This is a genomic window from Cytophagales bacterium (assembly GCA_033344775.1).
Lineage (GTDB): Bacteria > Bacteroidota > Bacteroidia > Cytophagales > Cyclobacteriaceae > JAWPMT01.
The window spans coordinates 1-26,671 of record JAWPMT010000004.1 but is presented as its reverse complement, the minus strand read 5'-3'; the positions used below and the strand labels follow the sequence as shown (position 1 = coordinate 26,671).

The following is a 26,671-nucleotide window of genomic DNA, read 5'->3' as shown; positions in this document are numbered from 1 at the left end:
AATCCGGTTGTGAGGACACAACCGAAGGCAGGATTTCGACAAGCTCAACCTGACCGAATTAATCAGATTAGGAGTAGAAAGATCAAAAAATAGCAATAAAAAAGGCCGCGATCATTGATCACGGCCTTCATCTTTGGGCCCGTATAACTTGGGCAGACTTAGCTCTGGTTGGGGTTGCTTTCGTCTAAGCTATACGTATTTCGTATTTACTTTGGGTGCTCCTGACATGATCTCCTCATTAGCGAACTCTTCAAATTTCCTGAAGTTTTCGTTGAAGCGCGTGGCCAGGTCATTGGCTTGCTTGTAGAATGCCTGATCATCTTTCCAGGTTTCTCTTGGACTCAAGATCTCCGAAGGAACATCAGGGCAAGTCAAAGGAATCTCAGCTCCGAAAATGGAGTGTGTTCGATAACCTACGTTATCTAATACACCATCTAATGCCGCGGTGATCATGGCTCGGGTATACTTCAGGCTGATTCTTTCACCTACGCCATAAGCACCACCGGTCCAGCCTGTATTGATCAGCCAGATGTTCACGTCATGTTCTTCCATTTTCTTGCCTAGCATTTCTGCGTATTTGGTAGGGTGCAGTGGCAAGAATGGGGCGCCAAAACATGCTGAAAAAGCAGGTACGGGTTCTGTAATTCCAGCTTCCGTTCCGGCTACTTTAGAAGTGTAACCTGAAATGAAGTGGTACATTGCCTGACCTTTGGACAATCGCTGAATAGGAGGGATCACGCCGAAGGCATCACAGGTCAAAAAGAAAATATTTCTGGGAATGCCTCCGATAGAAGGGGAGATGGCATTGCGAATGTGCTCCAAAGGGTAAGAAACACGGGTGTTTTCTGTGATGGAGCTATTGTGATAATCTACGGTTCTGGATGCCCCTTCAAATACAGTGTTTTCAACGATAGCACCGTATTTGATCGCATTCCAAATGTCTGGTTCTTTTTCTGAGGAAAGATCAATCACTTTGGCATAGCAGCCTCCTTCGAAGTTGAAAACATTCTTTTCCGTCCAACCGTGCTCATCATCACCGATCAGCAGTCGATTAGGATCTGCAGAAAGGGTGGTTTTACCAGTTCCTGAAAGTCCGAAGAAAATGGCCGTATCACGCTTTTCAATGCCCATGTTGGCTGAGCAGTGCATGGACAGTACGCCATCATTGTGAGGTAGCATGAAGTTCAATACCGAGAAGATTCCTTTTTTCATTTCCCCGGAATACTCCGTTCCTCCAATGAGAATCACTCTTTTCTTGAAGTTGATGATCGCGAAGTTTTCCTGATTTACCCCATCTGTCTCCGGGTCCGCTTTGAACCTTGGACAGCAGATCACGGTGAAATTAGGATCGAATGATTCCAATTTGTAATCTTCCGGCTGCAGGAACATGTTGTAGGTGAACAAGTTGTGCCAGGCAAACGTATTGATGAACCTTACTCTCAGTCGATGAGTCTTGTCTGCACCCGCATACATGTCTCGTACATAGACTTTTTTATCACCTAGGTGGCCTACGATCTTGCTGTAAAGCCGCTCAAAATGAGCTTCAGAGATGGGTTGGTTGACATTCCCCCACCAGACCGGCTCACGGGTCACATCATCTTCAACGACAAACTTGTCTTTAGGAGCTCTTCCGGTGAATTTACCCGTTTTAACAACCAGGGCACCAGTATCGGCCAGGTTGCCTTCACCTTGTTTCACCGCTTCTTCGATCAACTCGGCCTGGGTCAAATTCCAGTGTGCTTCTTCTACTTTGATCCCAATGTCTTTGAGATCTGAGGTTTGAGATTTAAGTCCAAATTCCTGCATGGGGCGCTTGTTAGAAATTACAATGGTATCACTACCTACAAAATCGCTTTCGCAAATAGAGATATTTTTCTAACAGCGAAATTACGCTAATTATTCTTCCTCGAAAAACGGATCGACAATTTCTTTTGGTGTGGGCTTGGTTAAAAGACTCACACCAACAAGTGCAATGATGGACATTAACAGGGCCGGAATAGCAATCATTTTGGCATCAAATGGGAAAGAAATGATCCCAAGGTCCAATGGAGCATCCAGCGTCCTGTTCATTACTTCAATGAATACCACCGTTAACATACCCGCCAAAATGGAGGCGATGCCACCTTCTTTGGTCACTCTTTTCCAGAAGAAGGTAGCCAATAAAGGAGGTGCGAGAGAGGCACCGATCATGGTATAGGAAATGAATGCCATGTCCAGGATGGCTTCAAATTGTGTCATGATCAGGAATGCAAGCAGTCCAAGCACTACGATGGCAATTCGTTGCATGACCAGTTTCTTTTTGTCTGAAGGGTTTTTGATGAAATACTTTTCAAGAATATCCCTTGATAAGTTGGTAGAGGTCACCATCAGGAACGTATTTCCAGTAGACAGAATGATCGCAGCTCCACCAGCAAATAATAATGACCCGACAAATGCTGGAAGTTTCTCAAATCCAATTCTTAAGATGACTTCTTCGGAAACGGCCGCATTGATGGAGCCATCTGGTAGGAAGAACCTGGGATCGTCGGAGTAAATAGCAAAACCTACCACAGCCAACAGGCACATCAAAAACTCAATGGTTACAACACCTATGAACATTCCCATCACAGCCTTTTTCGCCGATGCTGCATCTTTTGCGGAAGAGAATTTCTGATAGACACTACTTTCACTAAGTAGCAGAATCAATGTGGGTAGCATGATGCCAACATACCAAAATGGTTCATGTCCTTCCAATACGGATAAATGATCAGGACTCACTTCATTGATGGTGCTAACTACCTGGTCCCAGCCACCAAATCCATTGATTGCGAATGGCACGGCGAGGATGATGCCTACAATCATGATGATGCCATTAAATATATCGATGGATACGATCGAGACCATACCTGCAAGGGCGGTAAAAACAATGATGATTAGGAATGTAATCAACATCCCGGTTTCAATACTGATAGCACCTTCTGTAAGAATGGCCAGGAACCTACCTCCACCTTTGAATTGGTACCCAGCAATAATTAAGTAAGCCACGATGATCGTGATGGTGCCTAATAATCTTGCAAGAGGAGAATATCGTTTTTCCAGGATATCAGTCAATGTAAATTGAGATATGCGTCTGACCCTGGCGGCAATGAAATAAACAGCCAAAATCCCGACCCATGCGCCTAACGAAAACCACAATTCGGAAAATCCTACTTGAAATGTCAGTCCTGCTGTTCCAAATAAACTCCCAGAGCCGATCCAGGTCGTTACGAGGGTTCCAACCAGTAGATAGACTGGCACACTTCTACCTGCGACGACAAAATCTTCTTCACTTTTGACCGTGCGACTTTTATAGATGATAATTCCGGTCAGAATTAAAATGTAGGAGAGGGTGACAATGATGTAGGTCATGGGTTAAGCTTGGATTAATGGCCGAAGATAAGAAAATCTTGGATCGCCGAGATATTTATTTGTCCCGATGGTCTTCTAGTATCTCTTTGTATGCTTCTGCTAATTGTTTTCCGGCTTCATGAGCATTTCGTGTGAAGTAATGAGACGTTTTGATCAGCGTGGAGGATTTGATGTTATCTGAATTGAGGACCATTTCACCAATGTTTTGAAACATTTCTCCGGACACTTTCATATAGTAGTCTTGTAATTCATATACGATCGTAGCATCATTCAGAAGAGTAGAATCGATGTAATTAAACGCTTTAGAGTTTTGTGTGTATTTCCAGGCACTGCTGGTAAGCAATTCGCCATTATAATCGATACTAAATCCGCTGACCTCATTTCCCTGGGCCAACAAGGAATCCAGGTAAATTAGATAAGCTTCATTTTGCGTATTAACCGTATCCAATTCAAGGAGGTTACGCCGGCATTCGGCAAGAATCTTTTTAGAAAGTATTCGACTTTCTTCCTTCAAGTCTTGATTCTGTTTATAGGAATTGAGGCCTAGAGCTAGTAAAACGGCAAAGACTACTGAGGCAAACTCAATAAATAAGGGCCAAAATGAAATTTGCTTCTTCGTCATGTGCACAATTTGGGCTAAAAATAAAAAGACCCTCCAAATTGAAGGGTCTTTCTTTTATATGTATGACGTTATGATCTTACATCATGCCACCCATGCCACCAGGCATTCCGCCGCCAGCAGGCATTGGAGGCTCGGGCTCAGGTCGATCAGCTACAACCGCCTCAGTGGTCAACAACAGACCAGCGATAGATGCAGCATTCTCAAGTGCCAATCGAGTCACTTTAGTAGGGTCGATGATACCAGCAGAGAACATGTTCACGTACTCGTCTGTTCCGGCGTTGTAACCGTAATCATCTTTTCCGTCTTTCACATTGTTCACAACAACTGAAGCTTCACCACCAGCGTTTCCAACGATTGTTCTTAAAGGAGCTTCGATTGCAGCTTTGATGATGTTTACACCAGTTTCCTGATCACCATTGTCAATTGAGATGCCATCCAAAGAAGCGCTTGCTCTGATCAATGCGACACCACCACCAGCTACGATACCTTCTTGTACAGCAGCTCGAGTCGCGTGCAATGCATCGTCAACCAAATCTTTCTTCTCTTTCATTTCTACTTCAGTAGCAGCACCAATGTAAAGGATAGCCACACCACCAGAAAGCTTAGCCAATCGCTCTTGCAACTTCTCTTTGTCGTAATCAGAAGTTGTGTTTTCGATTTGCTGCTTGATTTGGTTTACTCTCGCCTGGATATCATCAGCAGTGCCAGCACCGTTTACAATAGTAGTATTGTCTTTATCGATATTTACTTTGTCAGCAGTTCCAAGATAATCCAAAGTAGCGTTTTCCAATTTGTAGCCTCTTTCTTCAGAGATCACAGTTCCACCAGTCAGGATGGCGATATCTTCCAACATTGCTTTTCTTCGGTCACCGAAACCTGGAGCCTTCACAGCAGCGATTTTCAGTGCACCTCTGATCTTGTTCACTACCAAAGTAGCCAACGCTTCACCTTCTACATCTTCAGCGATGATCAACAAAGGCTTTCCAGTCTGAGCAGTCGCTTCCAATACCGGCAACAACTCCTTCATGTTGGAGATCTTCTTGTCGTAGATCAAGATGTATGGGCTTTCCAGCTCAGCTTCCATCTTGTCTGTGTTGGTTACGAAGTAAGGAGAAAGGTATCCTCTGTCAAATTGCATACCTTCAACAGTTTTTACTTCTGTTTCAGTACCTTTTGCTTCTTCAACAGTGATCACACCATCTTTTCCTACTTTGTCCATCGCATTTGCGATCATAGAACCAACTTCTGCATCATTGTTAGCAGAAACGGTAGCCACTTGAGCAATCTCGTCGTTAGTAGAAATCTCTTTTGATTGTCCTCTCAGGTTCTCGACAACAGCAGTCACTGCTTTGTCAACTCCTCTTCTAAGGTCCATTGGGTTAGCACCAGCTGCTACGTTTTTGATTCCGTGACCAAAGATTGCTTGCGCCAATACGGTAGCAGTAGTGGTACCGTCACCAGCATCGTCAGCAGTTTTAGAAGCCACTTCTTTCAATAGCTGAGCACCCATGTTTTCAATGGACTCTTCCAATTCGATTTCTTTGGCCACAGAAACACCATCCTTTGTTACAGAAGGTGCACCAAACTTTTTGTCAAGGATTACATTTCGACCTTTAGGTCCCAATGTCACTTTTACAGCGTCAGCCAGGGTATCTACACCTTTCTTCAGCTGATCTCTCGCATCTGTATCGAAAAATATATCTTTTGCCATGATCTTTTCTTGATTGTTATCTTTTCAGATTGGGTTTATATGATTCCGTAGATATCAGTTTCTTTCATGATGAGGTAATCTGTACCGTCGATGCTGATCTCAGTACCAGAGTATTTTCCGTAAAGTACGGTATCTCCTTCTTTTACTGTGATAGGCTCATCCGGTTTACCTGTTCCAATTGCCACGATTGTTCCTCTTTGAGGTTTCTCTTTTGCAGTGTCAGGAATATACAATCCTGATGCAGTTTTTTCTTCGGCTGCCGCAGGTTCCACTAGGACTCTATCGGCAAGTGGTTTGAAGTTAACTTTTGACATTTCTGTGTTACAGTTTTTTTGTTGTAAAATCTTTCGATAAGACATCTGCCCTTTATCATAAGCTGTGCCAAATTCAGATTTTGTCAGTTTTTCAGTTTTTTACTGACATTATTTCAGTTTGGACACAAAAACATGTCATGTAAGATGTCATTGACTGCCGTTTCTGCCGTTTTGTAATTAACTTATATCAACAAAACTGTCATATATGGATAAACTAAGTGCAGATTGGTTAACTGAAGGGATCATCGATTTTGAATATAAAAAGTACATTGTTCTGGCATACTTGAAGCAGATCGGACGCAAGTTCGGAAACGTCCATTTGTATCCGTCTTTGTCTGATCTTATCGCTCACAGGGAAAACTTGATGCATTTCAAAGAGAAGAAGACTTCTTTCTGGAGCCGCTTTCCCAAGAAATTGAATCAGGAAGCTGCCAAACGATTGATGCTTGATTTCGAAAAGGATATAACGGAGGATAAGGTCTTACAGGAACTAGAGGCGATCATCGCTTTTTCCATGCCAAGATTCACGAAAATGATCGAAGAAGGAAAGGAGATTTATGAATTTGTGGAAGATCAGATGGCTTTTGAACCAGTAGGGATCATTCCCATGTATACGGATGAAGGCTATCTGTTGATCAACCACGACAGCCAAAGGGAGATATCTATCTATCAGTACAAAAGCAGCGTGTTTGAAAGTGCCGAGGAGAAATACCGTGGCATTAACCTTCGGTTCGTAACAAAAGACTTTATTGATTTCAGTCGATCCTTTGAACGTGTTAAGCTAGAATTGGCCAAAGGAAACTCCGAATTGCCCAATCCAGCGACTTTTTCATTAGTCACCAAATTGGCATTCCCGGAACAGCCTACCGTATTGCCGGTAGCTAAAAGATTATTGATGCGTCACTTAAGTGCGGCGGCTTAATTGCCGCCTGTAGAGTCACCTTCTACTAAATCGGCAGGTAAAGAGGAGCCTTCATCAAATGTAGGCAATGCTGGAGTAGGGGCCTGGGTATTTTCAAGGTTGGGGCTTGATGGTTCCAGGGTGTTTTCAGTCTCCAGGAAGAAGTTAGTGCTCAATGAAAGCAACAGAATGGCGATCGCTGCTCCCCAGGTCGCTTTTTCCAGAAAATCTCCAGTCTTTTTTACACCCATCAATTGAGAGGCACCACTGCCACCAAATTGGCTGGAGAGTCCACCTCCTTTAGGGTTTTGAGCAAGGACAACTAAGATTAAAAAAACGGCTAGGACCAGAATCAGTCCGATGATTACGTACATACTAAATTTCTTACTTCGACTTCAGTTCTTCAATTCGCGCCACAAAATAAGACTTTTTTTCGGGGAATTTCAAGCTCAGTTTTTCGTAAATTGAAATTGCGCGTTCTATTTTACCTTGCTCGACATATATTTCGGCCAGATACTCCGTGCCAATGTCTGCCTGGAATCGACTGCTTTTGTCGGATAAATCTTCCTTGTCTTCTTCTGAGGCCAGTTTTGACTTGTCAGCTTTTGATATTTTAGGACTGGTACTGATGAATTCGTCGATGATCTTTTCTTTACTTTCTTCCTCTGTATTTTCCTTACTCTGAGTCTCAAAAGTAGTGGATTGCACTTTTCCAGATCTACGTCGGACTACCTTCAAGGTGCCAGTATCTTCTTCTTCCGTTTTTATTTCCTTCTTTTTGACAGGTTTCTCCTCACTTATTGGTGCTTGCTCTTCGGATTTTGGTTGAGCTTCAATTTCCTCTTTTACCGGTTCTGTTTTTACAGGAGTCTTTTTAGCGGAGGTTTTTTTCCTTGGAGCCTTTGCTTTTACTTCTTTAGGGTCTTCTTTTTTCTTGGAAGCATGTGTTTCCTTGGTTTCGGAATCGTCTTTCTGTTTTTTGGTTGTCTTTGCAGTAGTCTTTCTCTTAGGTTTCGCCTTTTCAGGTTTTTCCTCTGATTCGACTTTGTCCGCATCTTTCTTAGCGGCAGATTTTTTTCGGCTTGTTACTTTTTTCAGCGCAGCATTGACCGCATCTTCTTCTTCCTTATTCTTTTGCTCTTCTTCGGCTCGCTGCTTTTCTTCTTCCTCTTGTTTCTTCTTTTCTTCTTCGGCTCGTAGTACTTCTTCAGCCTCTTTTCTCTTGTTTTCTTCCTCGGCCTTCTTGTCCTCTTCCTCTAATTTTTTATCCAATTCCTGAAACCGGGCTCTGGACTTTTTCAGAGCTTCTATATCCTCGTGAATTTCTTTGATCCAGTCATCTAGATTGGTTTCTGATGCCTGTAGATTGGTGAGTTCCTCTTCTACTTCAGGAGCAGGTTTTGGTGGGGCTGTCTTTTTTGCTACCTCTGGTTTTGGTCGCTCTTTCGGCGTTGGAGGTGCTTTTGGAGGAACAGGTTCTGCCTTTTCGGCAGCAGGGGGTTTAGCTTCTTCTCTTTTTTCAGGAACTTCTGGTTTTGGTGCCGCTTTTCGATCGCTTGAAGGTGTCGGTTTTTGGGGCGCCGGTTTTTCGTTGGTTGATTCCGGTTTGGGAGGTGCTTTTTTTGCAGTCTCCTGCGTCGGTGCAGGTGGCCTTGGGGGCTGAGATGCCTTTGGAGTGGGGGCCTCGGCTGGCTTTACTTTTTCTTCTTTTAAGACATCTCTGGAATCCAAAAAGAACAGATGATCACTGATATATTTTTTTAGCAGCGCACGATCAGTGGTATAAACTGCCGCAGAGGATATGCGATGGGCAGCATCTTTCAGGTTTCTTTCTTTTGAGACTTTTGCTAAAAGTGCTCTAGCTCCCTGAAAATAGGGATATCGCTTAACCAATTGATTAAGCTCTTGAATTTCATTATCCTGAAGTAAAGAGGGGTCTCTGAGACAGTCTATAAACTTCTCTTTGTTCACACGAAAAGGTCAATAATTCAAAATCTAAAGATATAAAAAATTACCAATTCGCCACGGAGGCGTTAAAGATATCGATCACGATCTGATCAAATATTTCTTCGACAAAGCCTTGCTCGTTAGCACTTAGATCCAGATTTTGGTCAAAGTCCACGAAAAAAGAGAAGCGCTTTTCAAAATCAAAGGTGTCATCATTGACATTGACATAAGTCGCAAAGACAGTGATGGTAACGCGTGAAAGCGTTGATAGGTCCTGTCCTGATGATCTTCCGGCTGCGTTCGCCGCCACAGGAGTGATCTTATAATCAGCAATGTAACCATCTAATTGAAGGTCTCCATTATCATCGACCAATGCCAGGTTTGTATTTTGCTGGTAGTAATCTTTGATCCGTTCAGTGAATAATACACTCATATTAGAGGGACCAAGCACTGCGTTATTATAGAATGTCTGGATAGAGATGGTCTTGGTGTCTGGGGAAATAGAGGCACCCGTAAATCCATAAACGCCGCATCCAAGAAGCGGAAATAAGAGCGAGATCAGGAATAAATTAGAGGCTTTCAATTTCATATTGCTTGATTTTGCGATAAAGTGTGCGCTCTGAAATGCCAAGATCCCGAGCAGCGTACTTTCGTTTATTGTTGTTTTTCTTTAACGCTTTTATAATCAATTCCTTTTCTTTTTTCTCCAAAGAAAGTGTGTCTTCCTCATGGGGCAGGTGCACAATGTCCTCGATAATGTCTTCGTAATCGTCCTCGTCCTCGGTTTTAGACTCAATCAGCAAAGGTGTACTTACTTCTGGTGGAGTACTCGGTGCGGTTACGGATGGTGTGGCAGTAGGAGAAACACCATTGAACAGGTGTTGATGTTCCTGTAAGATTTCACTACTTGAAGGGTTGTCCTGCAGCAATTGCAGAATCAATTTTTTCATGTCTGACATGTCTTTTTTCATGTCAAACAATACTTTGTAGAGTAGGTCTCTTTCAGAATAGTTTTCTTCGCCTTTGGCTTGTTCCAGCACCGCAGGGAGGTTGCTTTGATCCTTGGGAAGGTAATCCCGAAGCTTGTCTGCAGTGATTTCCCGCTCCAATTCAAGAACACTGATCTGCTCCACCAGGTTTTTAAGCTGTCGGATATTTCCCGGAAACCGGAAGGCTTTTAAGATGAGTTTGGCATCATCGTTAAGGAAAACCGGTTTCGTTTTGTAGGTTTCAGAAAAGTCTGAAGCAAACTTTTTAAATAGTAGCAAAACATCGTCACCGCGTTCTCTGAGTGCTGGGACTTTGATCGGAACTGTACTCAATCGGTAGTAGAGGTCTTCTCTGAATTTCCCTTTATGGATAGCACTCTGCAACTCCACGTTGGTCGCTGCAATTACACGTACATCGGTCTTCTGAACTTTAGAAGAGCCGACTTTGATGAATTCACCATTTTCTAATACACGAAGCAATCGGGCTTGAGTGGATAAGGGCATTTCGCCGATTTCATCAAGGAAGATGGTACCCCCGTTGGTTACTTCGAAATATCCTTTTCTGGTATCGGTAGCTCCGGTAAAAGACCCTTTTTCATGTCCAAAAAGCTCTGAATCAATTGTACCTTCCGGGATAGCTCCACAATTGATAGCAATGAATTGGCCGTGCTTGCGGTGAGACAAGCTGTGAATGATCTTGGAAAAAGACTCTTTTCCAGCACCACTTTCTCCTTGTATGAGCACACTCATATCCGTAGGAGCCACTTGCATGGCCACTCGAATGGCATTGTTCAGCAAGGATGAAATGCCAACGATTTCGAATCGTTGTTTGATGGATTGTATTTCGGCGTTGACCTTGTATTCCATATCAATTTACGAGTTCACCCAAAAGGGTAGCAGCCGTACAATCAGTCACTTTCACTTTGGCATAAGTGCCTTTCTCCAGTCCGGGATCATCAAAAATGACTACTTTATTGGCGGAGTTTCTTCCTTGCAATTGCTGATCGGAGCGCTTGCTTTTACCTTCAATCAATACTTCAAATACTTTACCGATATCTCTTTGATTTCGTTTAAGAGAAATTTCCTGTTGACGAGCAATGATCTCGCTCAATCTTCTTTTCTTAACATCAAGAGGAATGTCGTCTTCGTATTTTTTCGCTGCTAGTGTTCCCGGACGTTCCGAGTAATAGAACATGTAAGAAAAGTCATATTTGACAATGTCCATCAAGCTCAGGGTTTCCTGATGTTCTTTCTCAGTTTCTGTACAGAAGCCCGCAATCATATCAGAACTGATCCCACAATCTTCGCCAAGAATTCGACGGATCGCTGCTACACGGTCCAGGTACCATTCCCTACTGTAGGTACGGTTCATGAGTTCAAGTACGCGAGAGTTGCCACTTTGAGCAGGCAAATGGATGTATTTGCAGATATTATTGTACTGCTTCATCGTGTGCAGTACATCATCAGTGATGTCTTTTGGATGAGAAGTAGAAAACCTTACACGAAGTTGAGGGTCTACTTTGGCCACCATTTCCAATAAGCCGGCAAAATTGATGACTTCTTCGATTCCCGCCTTATTCAGACGAGCTTTGTTGTTTTCTACTGCGGACCATTTATAGGAGTCTACATTTTGACCAAGAAGCGTTACTTCTCTATATCCGGCATCAAACAATTGTTGCGCTTCTGCTACGATAGAGTGTGGGTCACGGCTTCTTTCACGACCTCTTGTGAAAGGTACGACGCAGAATGAACACATGTTGTCACAGCCTCTCATGATCGAGATGAAAGCAGTTACACCATTGGAATTCAATCGTACAGGGGAGATGTCGGCGTAAGTCTCATCTCTGGACAAGAATGTATTGACGCCTTTATTTCCCGACGCAGCTTCGCTGACCAGGTTAGGTAGGTCACGATAAGCATCAGGTCCGGCCACCAGATCCACTATTTTTTCCTCTTCCAGCAGTTGCGCTTTAAGTCTTTCGGCCATGCAGCCCAGCACACCCACGGTGATTTCGGGTCGATCTTGTTTGATCTTGTTGAATTGATTGAGCCTTTTTCTTACGGTTAATTCTGCCTTTTCTCTTATTGAGCAAGTGTTGAGAAGGATCACATCTGCTTCTTCAAAATTCGATGTTGTACCAAATCCATCCTTTTGTAGAATGGACGTAACGATCTCACTATCAGAGAAATTCATTTGACAGCCATAGCTTTCGATGTATAGCTTCCTCCCTTGATGATTTTGTTCGTCTTTGGTAACTTTTACTTCACAAGATTCTTCTTGTTCTTCCTTCAATATCGAGATATCCTCAATTACGCCTTCCATCATGATCCGATTTGCGTGCAAAGATAATTCCTAGTGGCAGAATCGTGACAAAATGTCAGGCTCAATTTTCAGAAAGGGTGAAAAGAGATAATCCCAGGTATAATTGATGGTTTTCCGGAAGGTCAAGCCCCCAATTTTTTAATGCCAACGTAGTTTTCCCTTCTATGAAAGAGGTCAATGAATCTTGATGGACCCAAACGGGGAAAAGTATTTCATTGGTCACATCCCCGAGAGTAATTTTTGATAAGGCAACATGTGAGACCTCAGAAAGGTAAAAAGCACTATCAACTTTCAAAGGAGTTTGGCTTGTACTATCCCAGGGTTCCATATTCATCATGTCAATGACCAAGTGATGATTCAGGTCATTGATGAGTAATTCTTCCACGGAGAGGTTGATGGAACGGATGATCTTATTGGTGTCCAATTGATAAATCCCTGAAGAAATACGTCTTCTGGTATCCATCAGACCCTCGCCATTGTTGGTGATAATGGTCGCCACAGATCTAATACTGTCCAGTTTAAACTTCTGCATCATAGTGCTTGCTTTCTGAGGCGCGGTTTTTTCGGTATTGGATAGGCAGCCCTGGAGTGCAATAACTATGGAACCAAGGAGAACAAAGTGCTTGAACATTCGAAAATGACAATGAATTGATTTAAAAAGCTGCAAATTAAAGTTATGTTTATGGAAAAAGAGTAGATGGCTATTGTAAAAGAAGTGCGGGGGTTTTCACCCAGTCACGGAGAAGATTGTTGGTTTGCAGAGAATGCGGTATTGGTTGGAGACATTACCATGGGAGACAAATGCACGGTGTGGTTTAGTGCGGTGGTTAGGGGGGATGTAAACTTCATTCGGATTGGAAATAACTCGAATATTCAGGATAATGCAACGGTCCATGGGACCTATGAACAGGCTGGAACTACCATCGGGGATAATGTAACGGTAGGGCACAATGCCATCATCCATGGATGTACGCTGGAGGATGAAACGTTGGTTGGTATGGGGGCCATCGTGATGGACAATGCTGTTGTGAAAAAGGGTGCAATCATCGCGGCAGGAGCGGTAGTGCTGGAAGGTACGATTGTAGAAGAAAATTCTATTTACGCAGGTGTTCCTGCAAAACAGGTCAAAAAGATTGATGAAAAGAATCGCTCGATGATGAAGCGGATAGCCAACAATTACGTTCGCTATGCCAGCTGGTTTCAAGAAGATTAATACTAACTATAGCTTTATGAATTTTTTCTTAAAAATGATCCTGTCCTCCGTTGCTGTGATCATCGTATCTTACCTGTTGCCAGGGGTATACGTGGAGGACTTTATTGCAGCATTTATTCTGGCTATTGTTTTATCCATTCTTAATGGATTGGTAAAGCCTATCCTGATCATATTCACCATACCGCTAACCTTTTTTACACTGGGCCTGTTTTTATTGGTCATCAATGCAATCATCATATTAATGGCGGATGGACTGGTACCGGGTTTTCAGGTAGACGGATTTTGGTGGGCACTGATTTTCAGCATCCTACTTTCAATTACCAATTCAATGTTATCGGATTTGAGTAAGTCGAAAGAGAAATAAGATTAGAAATATACCGGGCAACCGGGATCTTTCTTATAATTCCTCAATTTGATGCGATAATTCACCATGATCTCATGGCTACCAGCGGAGTAGTCGTTGAGGTTATTGGTAATAGCATCGTAAGCATATCCAATTCTAAAGTTCTCATTCAGAATGAGCTGACCTAGAAATGTCAGGTCGCCACCTCGTCGTACATTCGTACCTACATAAGCAATTTCATCAAAGATCACATTCACGTTGATGTCCCAACCGACTTTTTGTTCTTCCTGAATGCGTAACAGGAAAGAGGGGTTGAGTTTTATCTTGCTGGAGAGATGAATTACTCCTCCTGAAGTGACGTAATAATATCGACTCTCCCGTGAATTTAGAAAAGACTTATCGACAGGTGGTAAGTTAGAACTTCCAAGATCCAGTTCATCGTAAACTCGGTTTTCCAGGATGTAAGGGACAGAAACACCCAAGAAGAAATCAGGATTGGCAAAATATAGCCCAGTCCCAAAGTTTGGAGTGAAGTTGCTCTGTTGTCCAAATAAGAAAGGATCATTATTGTCGAGCAGCGACAAGTTGCTAAAATCTGAAGTCCGGCTGTTAAAGCCAGCTTGCAATCCCATGGCGAGGATACCGATATTGGTTCGGATCTTATAGGCATAACTACCGAAAACACCCACATCGTCATGGACACCAATTTGATCCTTGGAGACCGTGAGGCCTACGCCAATCCGATTGGAGAGCAGTGAAGTATGCCCGGTAAATACCTGAAATTGAGGTGCTCCATCCACATTGACCCACTGGTCACGATGAACACCAGTCAGTGACAATACATTTAAGCTACCTGCATAGGCTGGATTGATGACCAGCCCATTGTACATGTAGGTAGAAGTAATCGCCCGTTGTTGCGCCTCCACTGTCCCTAATATAATCAGGGAACACAAAAGCAACAGTCCATACTTTAATGTCTTCATAGTTGTAATTTATCTAACTAACTCTAAAAATCCTTGTATCAGCTCACTTCCATCTCCTCTATCGATGATGTAGAAGTATGTACCTGCAGGCAAGTTCAGCGCCGAACCAACATTTGACGTACCATTGAACCTGCGTTCGTTGTTGTCATAATTATCAACCTCGTAAACTTTCACACCGTCTCTGTTGAAGATCTGAACGTTATTGTTTTCGAAGAAGTCCAAACAATCGATCAGGAAGAAATCATTGAATCCGTCATCGTTGGCAGAGACACCATTGTAAATCTGGATCTCTGCAGCAATGGAGAAGCTAGCGGAGTAATCACAACCGTTGCTGGCTCTGAAGTTCACGGTGTAATTTCCAGGACTTGCATCGATCAGTGTTTCGCTGCCTCTTCTGGCAAGAATAATTTCACCTGCTTCATTGAAGTAAGTCACAGAATCCACGAATACATTGAAGTCTTCGATGGCTACAAAGGCCTGACCTGAGAACTGGTTGGTAGAACCATCTTCTGTTCTCAGACAGACAGATTGTGTCACCTGTACAGTAAATGCTGGGTCCGTAATACCATTCGGTATCGTGATTTGTTCCCTCGCGGACTCGCAACCCGAAGCTTCATGGTAGGCTACCACTTCGTATGTGATTGTGTCCAACGTAGTTATTTCACTTCCGACGAATAGTAAGGTATTCGGATCATCAGCGGCATACCATCGGAATTCAAACCCTTCGGTCAGACCACCAGAATTAGCCACCGCTTCGCCATCAGGGAACAGACAATTGGTTCGTCCATTTCCGATGAGGGTCAGGGTAGGAGCTGTGATAGTTGGTCGCTCATCAATTACGGTAAGTTCTTGCGTATCGAAGCAACCACTGATGCGGTTGGTAGCAACTACGGTATAAGTTCCGATCGCTAATGAATCGACAAAAAGGCCTGACTGGATTGGTGTGGCCGTAATGTCTGTACCCTCAAACCATTGGAAGTCCAGATTCTCGATGTTCATCATCGTATCAATTACAGCGAAACCATTTGGTGCGTCTTCGAAACATACTGTAAGGTTTCTGGTCACTTCAGCAGCAAACGTAGGAGTGACTGTTCCATCCAATACTTCAACAGAAGCAGGTTCTGAGAAGCAGAATAAATCATTCACATCCTGGGCAATGACCGTATATGTTCCGGCAGACAACCCTTCATAGGTTTCTCCTACATGCTCGGCATTGGCCAGATTATCAGATCGTGCATCAGCAGCATTGCTAAACCAGTAGAACTCTGCTTCTCGGACCACCGTATTTGCGTTGGCCTGGCCTGAACCTACAGGAACAACTGTTACTCCTGTGGATCCATTTGGATTGATACAGGAAGTGTTGGCCTCGGAGGTAGGAGTAAGCAAGAATGGTGGTATTTGATCTTCGATCATCACGGTAAATGAAGCCGCACAACCAGTAGCTGCACTCGTTGCCGTGAGGATATATGTTCCTGCTGTCAGCGCGGATGCCGTTGCATTATTTGCTTCAATCACATTATTGTCGCTATCCGTCCATAAGAATGTATATATCGTATTGTCGGTACTGCCATCTGCGGAAATGGTGATGGATCCATTTGGATTACCTGGATCGCAGTTCTCCTGATTATTGAAGTCTTCAATCTGAAGCACAGGAAGTACAACATTCTCTTCCCCGAACTCAACCTGTACTGCATTAGTACTACAACCGGTTAGCGTATCGACTGCAACTGCGAAGTAAGTCGTACCCGGCATAGCAGTAGAGAATACGGGATTAGTTGATGATTGTACGGCAGAAGGAGAGCCCGACAATGGATTCGTATCGAAGAAGTCGAATCGGTATCGGTCAAGTGTTGCGATGCTTACTCCGGTGATGGTTAAGACACCATTACCAGGATTACACGTTGTGGCTTCAGTGACCGTAAAGTCTGTGATCTCAGGTGACTGAGGTACATTTTCGATTTCTACTGAAGCGGTAGCTGAGCAACCTGAGTTGGCACTACTTACCTGAACCTGATAGGTACCTGCAAATACCTGCGACAAGGTGTCGTTTGTACTGATCGAATTACCATCAGAATCGAACCACTCGAAAGAGAAATTAGTATTGTCATCACCCTGTCCGTCACCTGTAGCTACCAGAATACCTGTTCCAACCGTAGCTGAGCAAGTAGAATCTGTCTGAACTACATCGATAGCAATTACAGGATTCAGAGGATTATCAAATATGGTAAACTCTACTGTATCTGAGGTGCACAGCGATGTGGCAGCTTGGAGCACAGCGTAATAGGTTGTACCAGTAGTGCTTCCGGATAAGCTGTCATAACTCAACTGACCATTTGCTGTGTTACCATCTGCTACAAGAGTAGTCGCCCCAGCATCTGAATAAACGTTCAATGTGTAGTCAGTTTCCAGCGTCGTAGAATCGATTTCCGATCCATCCAATGTGGCTGAGAACAATTCGAAAGAACCATTGCTTGCAGAGCAGATCGTATTGTTATTAGCTGCAAAGCTTGTGATGATTGGATTAGATGCTTCATCCGTTATAGCAATTGATTGTTCAGTAGTACAACCAGTCACTGTATTGTTTACTGTCACCACATATGGGCTTAGAGCGGCACTTAATCCCTGAACAGTTGATGTATTATTCACATCAGTGGAAGTCACTATTGTAGAGGCATTATCTACCCATGAGAAAGTGTAAGAATCCTGTGCGCCATCAGATTCAAGCACTGATATCGAGATTTCTCCTTCAGCAGCTGTGCCACCACAATTGGCATTTGCTGTAAGGTTGTCTACAGAAATGACTGGATTGAAAGACAAATCTTCAATATTTACCCGAATACTTGCTGATTCACAACTACTATTACTTCCTGTGATGGTGAGGTAATAATCTCCAGGAGCTAGTTCATCGAATGTGTATGATGTCAATCCTGAACCGGCAGCCAGGGTTTCTACTATAGAAGCAGCGGCTAGTTCTTCATCGTTGTACAGCGTAGCCGTATAATCATTCAATGTTACGGAAGCACCGGATGATGTAGATACATCAGCATCTGTAATTACAATCGCTCCACTGTTGCTGGTACAGGTAGTGTCGTTGACTACTGCTGCCTGGATGTTGGCCTCATTGATAATAGGAATATCCTCATCAGACAGGATAGTAAACGTTCTGAATGATTCACAACCAATATTTGGATTCACATTATCACTCACAAATACGGTGTAATCTCCGGTCTCTAATCCCTGTAATTGTGTGATGTCAGAGGAATTCAAAGCTACAGTTCCAACGTTGGCTCCACTGGCATCTCCTGCATCATTGTACAAGAAGTTGGCATCAGTTGTAGCTGGTGCTGAAGTGTGTTCTCCTCTATACCATGCGATTGAATAATCCGTTGCACTTGCCACAGACCCACCTTGTAAGATTTGGATGGTCAATGTTCCATCTCCATTGTTATCTGTATCACAGAATGTGTCATCTGTAATACTGCTTACTTGAATAGATGGTGTCTCGGTAACATCTTCAATGACGAAGGCTTCTTCAGAAGGGGTAGTAGCAGGACAACCGGTCGCATCCTGCACGATCGATACGGTGTAGGTATCAGCAGGCTGTCCGGTGATGGCATTGACCCCATTACCCGAAGCGACGGTAGCACTGGCCGAGTTGGTCCAGGTGAAGGTGAAGTCAGTGAAGGTAGAAGAGGTAGAAGTCGTCCCATCCTCATTGGTGAGGGTAAGCTGTGTGATGGTGACGGACCCATTTTCAGGAGAACAATCTTCCTGATCAACGATGGCCACATCGGCATCGGCGACGGAAATGACGGTTTCGAACTGGTCGATATCGATCTGTACCTGATCAGCTTCACAACCAATGCCCGGATTGGTGTTATTTGTAGCTTCAACGAAGTAAGTACCATTGGTCAGCCCGAAGATCTGGTTAGCCCCGATCGTACCGGAAGTGGTGGTAATATCAAGGACGTGGTTAACCACGGCATCCGCACCTGAAGTACCGCCATCAATGGTTTCATTATCAGAGATGGTTCCAGACAGAGCTGAAGCGAAGAGGGTTGCCCCATCATCGGAGATGACTGTAGCAGTGATGTTAGCACCACCAGCATCAATGGTAATTGTTTCACCGGCCTGGAAAGCACCAGTCAATCCATCGTAAGGGATGGCGAAGATGGCCGTAGTTCCATCAGACTCATACCAGTTGAACAGGTAATTGGAAGCGGTTTCGCTACCACCGGCTCCATCAGAAATGTTAACCGTTGCTGCTCCCGAAGGTGTAACATCATCACAGGAAGAGTCATCGGTAATGGAAGAGATCTGAATCACAGGGATCTCGGTAACATCCTCGATGGTGAATGCTTCTTCAGACGGAGTAGTGGCAGGACATCCGGTAGCATCCTGCACGATAGAGACGGTATAGTCATCAGCAGCTCTACCTGTGATGGCATTGACGCCATTCCCCGTAGCGACCACCCCACCGGAGTTAGACCAGGTGAAGGTAAAGTCGGTGAAAGTGGTAGAGGTAGAAGTCGTACCATCTTCATTGGTGAGTGTGACTTGCGTGATGGTGATGGACCCATTTTCAGGAGAACAATCATCCTGATCAACGATGGTCACATCTGCATCGGCGACGGAGATGATGGTTTCGAACTGATCGATGGTGATGGTAATGAGATCAGACTCACACCCGACCCCAGGGTTAAGGTTATCGGTAGCTCTGACATAGTAAGTACCTTCAGTAGCATCAGAGATCTGGTTAGCCCCAGCTGTACCATTACCGGCGCCATTGAAGGTTACACCAGCCAGTGCGATAGTTCCGGCGGCATCAGAGTACCAGTTGAAGATGAAGTTGGCAGCAGATTGTACAGCCCCACCATCGACGACATTGACCGTGGCAGCACCCGAAGGGGTAACATCATCACAAGAAGAGTCATCGGTGATGGAAGAGATCTGCAGCACAGGCAGTTCAGTAATATCATCAACGGTGAAGTTAACAACCGAAGGCGTGGTATCGGGGCAATCGGTATCTACTTCGACGATGGTGACCTGATAGTTATTGGCCGCAAGGCCAGAGATGGCATTTGCGCCTACGGTTCCTGAAGTTGTGGTGATGTCCTCGGCATGGTCCACATCGGCCGTAGTACCGGAAGTACCTCCGACGATTCCCTGATTATCAGAGATGGTACCAGAGAGGCTGGAAACGGTGATGTAGGTTGCTTCGACGCCTACGACAGTAGCGGTAACAGCGCCATTAATGGTGACCGTTTCTCCATCTTCGAAAGTAGCGACAGCCACGTTATCGAAAGGAATAACGAACAGGTTGGCTCCACCAGAGATGGCCCACTGGAACCTGAAGTCAGCGTAGGTAGTGGAAGTAGGCGAGGTACCATCTTCGGCAGTTTGTGTGAGCGTATTGATGGTGATGGCCCCATTTTCAGGAGAGCAATCTTCCTGATCCTGGATGGTCGCATCGCCATCGGCGACGGAAATGATGGTTTCGAACTGGTCGATATCGATCTGTACCTGATCAGCTTCACAACCAATGCCCGGATTGGTGTTATCGGTAGCTTCAACGAAGTAAGTACCATTGGTCAGCCCGAAGATCTGGTTAGCCCCGATCGTACCGGAAGTGGTGGTAATATCAAGGACGTGGTTAACCACGGCATCCGCACCTGAAGTACCGCCATCAATGGTTTCATTATCAGAGATGGTTCCAGACAGAGCTGAAGCGAAGAGGGTTGCCCCATCATCGGAGATGACTGTAGCAGTGATGTTAGCACCACCAGCATCAATGGTAATTGTTTCACCGGCCTGGAAAGCACCAGTCAATCCATCGTAAGGGATGGCGAAGATGGCCGTAGTTCCATCAGACTCATACCAGTTGAACAGGTAATTGGAAGCGGTTTCGCTACCACCGGCTCCATCAGAAATGTTAACCGTTGCTGCTCCCGAAGGTGTAACATCATCACAGGAAGAGTCATCGGTAATGGAAGAGATCTGAATCACAGGGATCTCGGTAACATCCTCGATGGTGAATGCTTCTTCAGACGGAGTAGTGGCAGGACATCCGGTAGCATCCTGCACGATAGAGACGGTATAGTCATCAGCAGCTCTACCTGTGATGGCATTGACGCCATTCCCCGTAGCGACCACCCCACCGGAGTTAGACCAGGTGAAAGTAAAGTCGGTGAAAGTGGTAGAGGTAGAAGTCGTACCATCTTCATTGGTGAGTGTGACTTGCGTGATGGTGATGGACCCATTTTCAGGAGAACAATCATCCTGATCAACGATGGTCACATCTGCATCGGCGACGGAGATGATGGTTTCGAACTGATCGATGGTGATGGTAATGAGATCAGACTCACACCCGACCCCAGGGTTAAGGTTATCGGTAGCTCTGACATAGTAAGTACCTTCAGTAGCATCAGAGATCTGGTTAGCCCCAGCTGTACCATTACCGGCGCCATTGAAGGTTACACCAGCCAGTGCGATAGTTCCGGCGGCATCAGAGTACCAGTTGAAGATGAAGTTGGCAGCAGATTGTACGGCCCCACCATCGACGACATTGACCGTGGCAGCACCCGAAGGGGTAACATCATCACAAGAAGAGTCATCGGTGATGGAAGAGATCTGCAGCACAGGCAGTTCAGTAATATCATCAACGGTGAAGTTAACAACCGAAGGCGTGGTATCGGGGCAATCGGTATCTACTTCGACGATGGTGACCTGATAGTTATTGGCCGCAAGGCCAGAGATGGCATTTGCGCCTACGGTTCCTGAAGTTGTGGTGATGTCCTCGGCATGGTCCACATCGGCCGTAGTACCGGAAGTACCTCCGACGATTCCCTGATTATCAGAGATGGTACCAGAGAGGCTGGAAACGGTGATGTAGGTTGCTTCGACGCCTACGACAGTAGCGGTAACAGCGCCATTAATGGTGACCGTTTCTCCATCTTCGAAAGTAGCGACAGCCACGTTATCGAAAGGAATAACGAACAGGTTGGCTCCACCAGAGATGGCCCACTGGAACCTGAAGTCAGCGTAGGTAGTGGAAGTAGGCGAGGTACCATCTTCGGCAGTTTGTGTGAGCGTATTGATGGTGATGGCCCCATTTTCAGGAGAGCAATCTTCCTGATCCTGGATGGTCGCATCGCCATCGGCGACGGTAATGACGGTTTCAAACTGATCGATGGTGATTTCGAGTTGATCAGACTGACATCCGATACCAGGATTGGTATTATCGGTCACTTCAACGAAGTAAGTTCCTTCGATGAGCGCGGTAACGTTATTGGCACCCGTAGTTCCGGTTGTGGTGATGTTATGGGTCGGGTTATTGACCGCAGCAGAGACACCCCCACCATTATTGAATGTTTCATTATCGGTGATGTCTGCAGAGAGCGCAGAAGCAACGATGGCATTCCCGTCTACAGATACGATGGTCGCGGTTTGTGCGCCAGCGAAGGTCAGGTTATCACCGATGGTGAAAGACCCACCTGCTAATCCATCATAAGGGATGTAGTAGAGTCGTGTAGTACCATTTGCCGCATACCATGCGAAGGTGAAGTCGGTCGCGGTTTGAATGGCTCCACCATCGACGACATTGACAGTTACTTCCCCAGAAGGAGTGAGATCATCACAGGAAGAGTCATCGGTGAGGTCGGTGATCTGCACGACCGGCACAGCGGTAACATCCTCGATGGTGAATGCTTCTTCAGACGGAGTAGTGGCAGGACATCCGGTAGCATCCTGCACGATAGAGACGGTATAGTCATCAGCAGCTCTACCTGTGATGGCATTGACGCCATTCCCCGTAGCGACCACCCCACCGGAGTTAGACCAGGTGAAGGTAAAGTCGGTGAAAGTGGTAGAGGTAGAAGTCGTACCATCTTCATTGGTGAGTGTGACTTGCGTGATGGTGATGGACCCATTTTCAGGAGAACAATCATCCTGATCAACGATGGTCACATCTGCATCGGCGACGGAGATGATGGTTTCGAACTGATCGATGGTGATGGTAATGAGATCAGACTCACACCCGACCCCAGGGTTAAGGTTATCGGTAGCTCTGACATAGTAAGTACCTTCAGTAGCATCAGAGATCTGGTTAGCCCCAGCTGTACCATTACCGGCGCCATTGAAGGTTACACCAGCCAGTGCGATAGTTCCGGCGGCATCAGAGTACCAGTTGAAGATGAAGTTGGCAGCAGATTGTACGGCCCCACCATCGACGACATTGACCGTGGCAGCACCCGAAGGGGTAACATCATCACAAGAAGAGTCATCGGTGATGGAAGAGATCTGCAGCACAGGCAGTTCAGTAATATCATCAACGGTGAAGTTAACAACCGAAGGCGTGGTATCGGGGCAATCGGTATCTACTTCGACGATGGTGACCTGATAGTTATTGGCCGCAAGGCCAGAGATGGCATTTGCGCCTACGGTTCCTGAAGTTGTGGTGATGTCCTCGGCATGGTCCACATCGGCCGTAGTACCGGAAGTACCTCCGACGATTCCCTGATTATCAGAGATGGTACCAGAGAGGCTGGAAACGGTGATGTAGGTTGCTTCGACGCCTACGACAGTAGCGGTAACAGCGCCATTAATGGTGACCGTTTCTCCATCTTCGAAAGTAGCGACAGCCACGTTATCGAAAGGAATAACGAACAGGTTGGCTCCACCAGAGATGGCCCACTGGAACCTGAAGTCAGCGTAGGTAGTGGAAGTAGGCGAGGTACCATCTTCGGCAGTTTGTGTGAGCGTATTGATGGTGATGGCCCCATTTTCAGGAGAGCAATCTTCCTGATCCTGGATGGTCGCATCGCCATCGGCGACGGTAATGACGGTTTCAAACTGATCGATGGTGATTTCGAGTTGATCAGACTGACATCCGATACCAGGATTGGTATTATCGGTCACTTCAACGAAGTAAGTTCCTTCGATGAGCGCGGTAACGTTATTGGCACCCGTAGTTCCGGTTGTGGTGATGTTATGGGTCGGGTTATTGACCGCAGCAGAGACACCCCCACCATTATTGAATGTTTCATTATCGGTGATGTCTGCAGAGAGCGCAGAAGCAACGATGGCATTCCCGTCTACAGATACGATGGTCGCGGTTTGTGCGCCAGCGAAGGTCAGGTTATCACCGATGGTGAAAGACCCACCTGCTAATCCATCATAAGGGATGTAGTAGAGTCGTGTAGTACCATTTGCCGCATACCATGCGAAGGTGAAGTCGGTCGCGGTTTGAATGGCTCCACCATCGACGACATTGACAGTTACTTCCCCAGAAGGAGTGAGATCATCACAGGAAGAGTCATCGGTGAGGTCGGTGATCTGCACGACCGGCACAGCGGTAACATCCTCGATGGTGAATGCTTCTTCAGACGGAGTAGTGGCAGGACATCCGGTAGCATCCTGCACGATAGAGACGGTATAGTCATCAGCAGCTCTACCTGTGATGGCATTGACGCCATTCCCCGTAGCGACCACCCCACCGGAGTTAGACCAGGTGAAAGTAAAGTCGGTGAAAGTGGTAGAGGTAGAAGTCGTACCATCTTCATTGGTGAGTGTGACTTGCGTGATGGTGATGGACCCATTTTCAGGAGAACAATCATCCTGATCAACGATGGTCACATCTGCATCGGCGACGGAGATGATGGTTTCGAACTGATCGATGGTGATGGTAATGAGATCAGACTCACACCCGACCCCAGGGTTAAGGTTATCGGTAGCTCTGACATAGTAAGTACCTTCAGTAGCATCAGAGATCTGGTTAGCCCCAGCTGTACCATTACCGGCGCCATTGAAGGTTACACCAGCCAGTGCGATAGTTCCGGCGGCATCAGAGTACCAGTTGAAGATGAAGTTGGCAGCAGATTGTACGGCCCCACCATCGACGACATTGACCGTGGCAGCACCCGAAGGGGTAACATCATCACAAGAAGAGTCATCGGTGATGGAAGAGATCTGCAGCACAGGCAGTTCAGTAATATCATCAACGGTGAAGTTAACAACCGAAGGCGTGGTATCGGGGCAATCGGTATCTACTTCGACGATGGTGACCTGATAGTTATTGGCCGCAAGGCCAGAGATGGCATTTGCGCCTACGGTTCCTGAAGTTGTGGTGATGTCCTCGGCATGGTCCACATCGGCCGTAGTACCGGAAGTACCTCCGACGATTCCCTGATTATCAGAGATGGTACCAGAGAGGCTGGAAACGGTGATGTAGGTTGCTTCGACGCCTACGACAGTAGCGGTAACAGCGCCATTAATGGTGACCGTTTCTCCATCTTCGAAAGTAGCGACAGCCACGTTATCGAAAGGAATAACGAACAGGTTGGCTCCACCAGAGATGGCCCACTGGAACCTGAAGTCAGCGTAGGTAGTGGAAGTAGGCGAGGTACCATCTTCGGCAGTTTGTGTGAGCGTATTGATGGTGATGGCCCCATTTTCAGGAGAGCAATCTTCCTGATCCTGGATGGTCGCATCGCCATCGGCGACGGTAATGACGGTTTCAAACTGATCGATGGTGATTTCGAGTTGATCAGACTGACATCCGATACCAGGATTGGTATTATCGGTCACTTCAACGAAGTAAGTTCCTTCGATGAGCGCGGTAACGTTATTGGCACCCGTAGTTCCGGTTGTGGTGATGTTATGGGTCGGGTTATTGACCGCAGCAGAGACACCCCCACCATTATTGAATGTTTCATTATCGGTGATGTCTGCAGAGAGCGCAGAAGCAACGATGGCATTCCCGTCTACAGATACGATGGTCGCGGTTTGTGCGCCAGCGAAGGTCAGGTTATCACCGATGGTGAAAGACCCACCTGCTAATCCATCATAAGGGATGTAGTAGAGTCGTGTAGTACCATTTGCCGCATACCATGCGAAGGTGAAGTCGGTCGCGGTTTGAATGGCTCCACCATCGACGACATTGACAGTTACTTCCCCAGAAGGAGTGAGATCATCACAGGAAGAGTCATCGGTGAGGTCGGTGATCTGCACGACCGGCACAGCGGTAACATCCTCGATGGTGAATGCTTCTTCAGACGGAGTAGTGGCAGGACATCCGGTAGCATCCTGCACGATAGAGACGGTATAGTCATCAGCAGCTCTACCTGTGATGGCATTGACGCCATTCCCCGTAGCGACCACCCCACCGGAGTTAGACCAGGTGAAAGTAAAGTCGGTGAAAGTGGTAGAGGTAGAAGTCGTACCATCTTCATTGGTGAGTGTGACTTGCGTGATGGTGATGGACCCATTTTCAGGAGAACAATCATCCTGATCAACGATGGTCACATCTGCATCGGCGACGGAGATGATGGTTTCGAACTGATCGATGGTGATGGTAATGAGATCAGACTCACACCCGACCCCAGGGTTAAGGTTATCGGTAGCTCTGACATAGTAAGTACCTTCAGTAGCATCAGAGATCTGGTTAGCCCCAGCTGTACCATTACCGGCGCCATTGAAGGTTACACCAGCCAGTGCGATAGTTCCGGCGGCATCAGAGTACCAGTTGAAGATGAAGTTGGCAGCAGATTGTACGGCCCCACCATCGACGACATTGACCGTGGCAGCACCCGAAGGGGTAACATCATCACAAGAAGAGTCATCGGTGATGGAAGAGATCTGCAGCACAGGCAGTTCAGTAATATCATCAACGGTGAAGTTAACAACCGAAGGCGTGGTATCGGGGCAATCGGTATCTACTTCGACGATGGTGACCTGATAGTTATTGGCCGCAAGGCCAGAGATGGCATTTGCGCCTACGGTTCCTGAAGTTGTGGTGATGTCCTCGGCATGGTCCACATCGGCCGTAGTACCGGAAGTACCTCCGACGATTCCCTGATTATCAGAGATGGTACCAGAGAGGCTGGAAACGGTGATGTAGGTTGCTTCGACGCCTACGACAGTAGCGGTAACAGCGCCATTA

The 26,671-nt window shown here is 45.9% G+C and carries 16 protein-coding genes; 3 read left to right on the top strand and 13 right to left on the bottom strand.

The genetic code is table 11. The features are described from left to right. Nucleotides 1–189: 189 nt before the first annotated feature. The 5 genes from pckA to R8G66_09145 all read right to left on the bottom strand — a co-directional run bounded on the left by pckA (nucleotide 190) and on the right by R8G66_09145 (nucleotide 6,034). A complete protein-coding gene (pckA, locus tag R8G66_09165; protein ID MDW3192524.1) occupies nucleotides 190–1,806 on the bottom strand; it encodes a phosphoenolpyruvate carboxykinase (ATP) in 1,617 nt (538 codons plus the stop codon). Between the two features lie 90 nt (nucleotides 1,807–1,896). Continuing rightward, complete coding sequence (locus R8G66_09160; protein MDW3192523.1) at nucleotides 1,897–3,387, bottom strand: sodium:solute symporter family protein; 1,491 nt, start codon at nucleotides 3,385–3,387, stop codon at nucleotides 1,897–1,899. 55 nt (nucleotides 3,388–3,442) lie between these two features. Next, nucleotides 3,443–4,009 carry a hypothetical protein gene (locus tag R8G66_09155; GenBank protein ID MDW3192522.1) on the bottom strand — a complete coding sequence of 189 codons (567 nt, stop codon included), beginning with the start codon at nucleotides 4,007–4,009 and terminating at the stop codon, nucleotides 3,443–3,445. Between the two features lie 76 nt (nucleotides 4,010–4,085). After that, nucleotides 4,086–5,720: a chaperonin GroEL gene (groL, locus tag R8G66_09150; protein ID MDW3192521.1), complete on the bottom strand. Its 1,635-nt coding sequence runs from the start codon at nucleotides 5,718–5,720 to the stop codon at nucleotides 4,086–4,088. A 35-nt stretch (nucleotides 5,721–5,755) separates the two neighbouring features. After that, a complete protein-coding gene (locus tag R8G66_09145; protein ID MDW3192520.1) occupies nucleotides 5,756–6,034 on the bottom strand; it encodes a co-chaperone GroES in 279 nt (92 codons plus the stop codon). A gap of 205 nt (nucleotides 6,035–6,239) precedes the next feature. Here R8G66_09145 and R8G66_09140 point away from each other — a divergent pair, with 205 nt between their 5' ends. Next, on the top strand, nucleotides 6,240–6,956 hold the full coding sequence (locus tag R8G66_09140) for a hypothetical protein (protein ID MDW3192519.1): 717 nt from the start codon (nucleotides 6,240–6,242) through the stop codon (nucleotides 6,954–6,956). Here the strand turns inward: R8G66_09140 and secG are convergent. The 6 genes from secG to R8G66_09110 form a co-directional block, all read right to left on the bottom strand. Continuing rightward, entirely contained in the window at nucleotides 6,953–7,309 is a 357-nt protein-coding gene (secG, locus tag R8G66_09135) for a preprotein translocase subunit SecG (protein ID MDW3192518.1), read from the bottom strand. The genes R8G66_09140 and secG overlap by 4 nt on opposite strands. 10 nt (nucleotides 7,310–7,319) lie before the next feature. Further along, nucleotides 7,320–8,906 carry a hypothetical protein gene (locus tag R8G66_09130; GenBank protein ID MDW3192517.1) on the bottom strand — a complete coding sequence of 529 codons (1,587 nt, stop codon included), beginning with the start codon at nucleotides 8,904–8,906 and terminating at the stop codon, nucleotides 7,320–7,322. A 40-nt stretch (nucleotides 8,907–8,946) separates the two neighbouring features. Further along, on the bottom strand, nucleotides 8,947–9,471 hold the full coding sequence (gene lptE, locus R8G66_09125) for an LPS assembly lipoprotein LptE (protein ID MDW3192516.1): 525 nt from the start codon (nucleotides 9,469–9,471) through the stop codon (nucleotides 8,947–8,949). Further along, on the bottom strand, nucleotides 9,452–10,738 hold the full coding sequence (locus tag R8G66_09120; protein MDW3192515.1) for a sigma-54 dependent transcriptional regulator: 1,287 nt from the start codon (nucleotides 10,736–10,738) through the stop codon (nucleotides 9,452–9,454). Before R8G66_09120 ends, lptE begins: the two co-directional genes overlap by 20 nt. Before the next feature lies 1 nt (nucleotide 10,739). Continuing rightward, the gene (miaB, locus tag R8G66_09115) at nucleotides 10,740–12,194 is read right to left on the bottom strand and encodes a tRNA (N6-isopentenyl adenosine(37)-C2)-methylthiotransferase MiaB (protein MDW3192514.1); all 1,455 of its coding nucleotides are present in this window, start codon (nucleotides 12,192–12,194) and stop codon (nucleotides 10,740–10,742) included. Between the two features lie 61 nt (nucleotides 12,195–12,255). Further along, nucleotides 12,256–12,729, bottom strand: a complete 474-nt coding sequence (locus tag R8G66_09110; GenBank protein MDW3192513.1) for a hypothetical protein — start codon at nucleotides 12,727–12,729, stop codon at nucleotides 12,256–12,258. Between the two features lie 162 nt (nucleotides 12,730–12,891). On the opposite strand from R8G66_09110, the gene R8G66_09105 reads away from it, so the two are divergent. After that, entirely contained in the window at nucleotides 12,892–13,407 is a 516-nt protein-coding gene (locus tag R8G66_09105; protein MDW3192512.1) for a gamma carbonic anhydrase family protein, read from the top strand. A gap of 16 nt (nucleotides 13,408–13,423) precedes the next feature. Next, on the top strand, nucleotides 13,424–13,771 hold the full coding sequence (locus R8G66_09100; protein ID MDW3192511.1) for a phage holin family protein: 348 nt from the start codon (nucleotides 13,424–13,426) through the stop codon (nucleotides 13,769–13,771). 2 nt (nucleotides 13,772–13,773) lie between these two features. On the opposite strand, the gene R8G66_09095 is transcribed toward R8G66_09100, so the two are convergent. Both R8G66_09095 and R8G66_09090 read right to left on the bottom strand, forming a co-directional pair. Beyond that, complete coding sequence (locus tag R8G66_09095; GenBank protein MDW3192510.1) at nucleotides 13,774–14,733, bottom strand: type IX secretion system membrane protein PorP/SprF; 960 nt, start codon at nucleotides 14,731–14,733, stop codon at nucleotides 13,774–13,776. Nucleotides 14,734–14,742: 9 nt separating this feature from the next. Beyond that, nucleotides 14,743–26,547 (bottom strand): gliding motility-associated C-terminal domain-containing protein, encoded by an 11,805-nt coding sequence (locus R8G66_09090; GenBank protein ID MDW3192509.1) that lies wholly within the window; start codon nucleotides 26,545–26,547, stop codon nucleotides 14,743–14,745. Nucleotides 26,548–26,671: the final 124 nt, after the last annotated feature.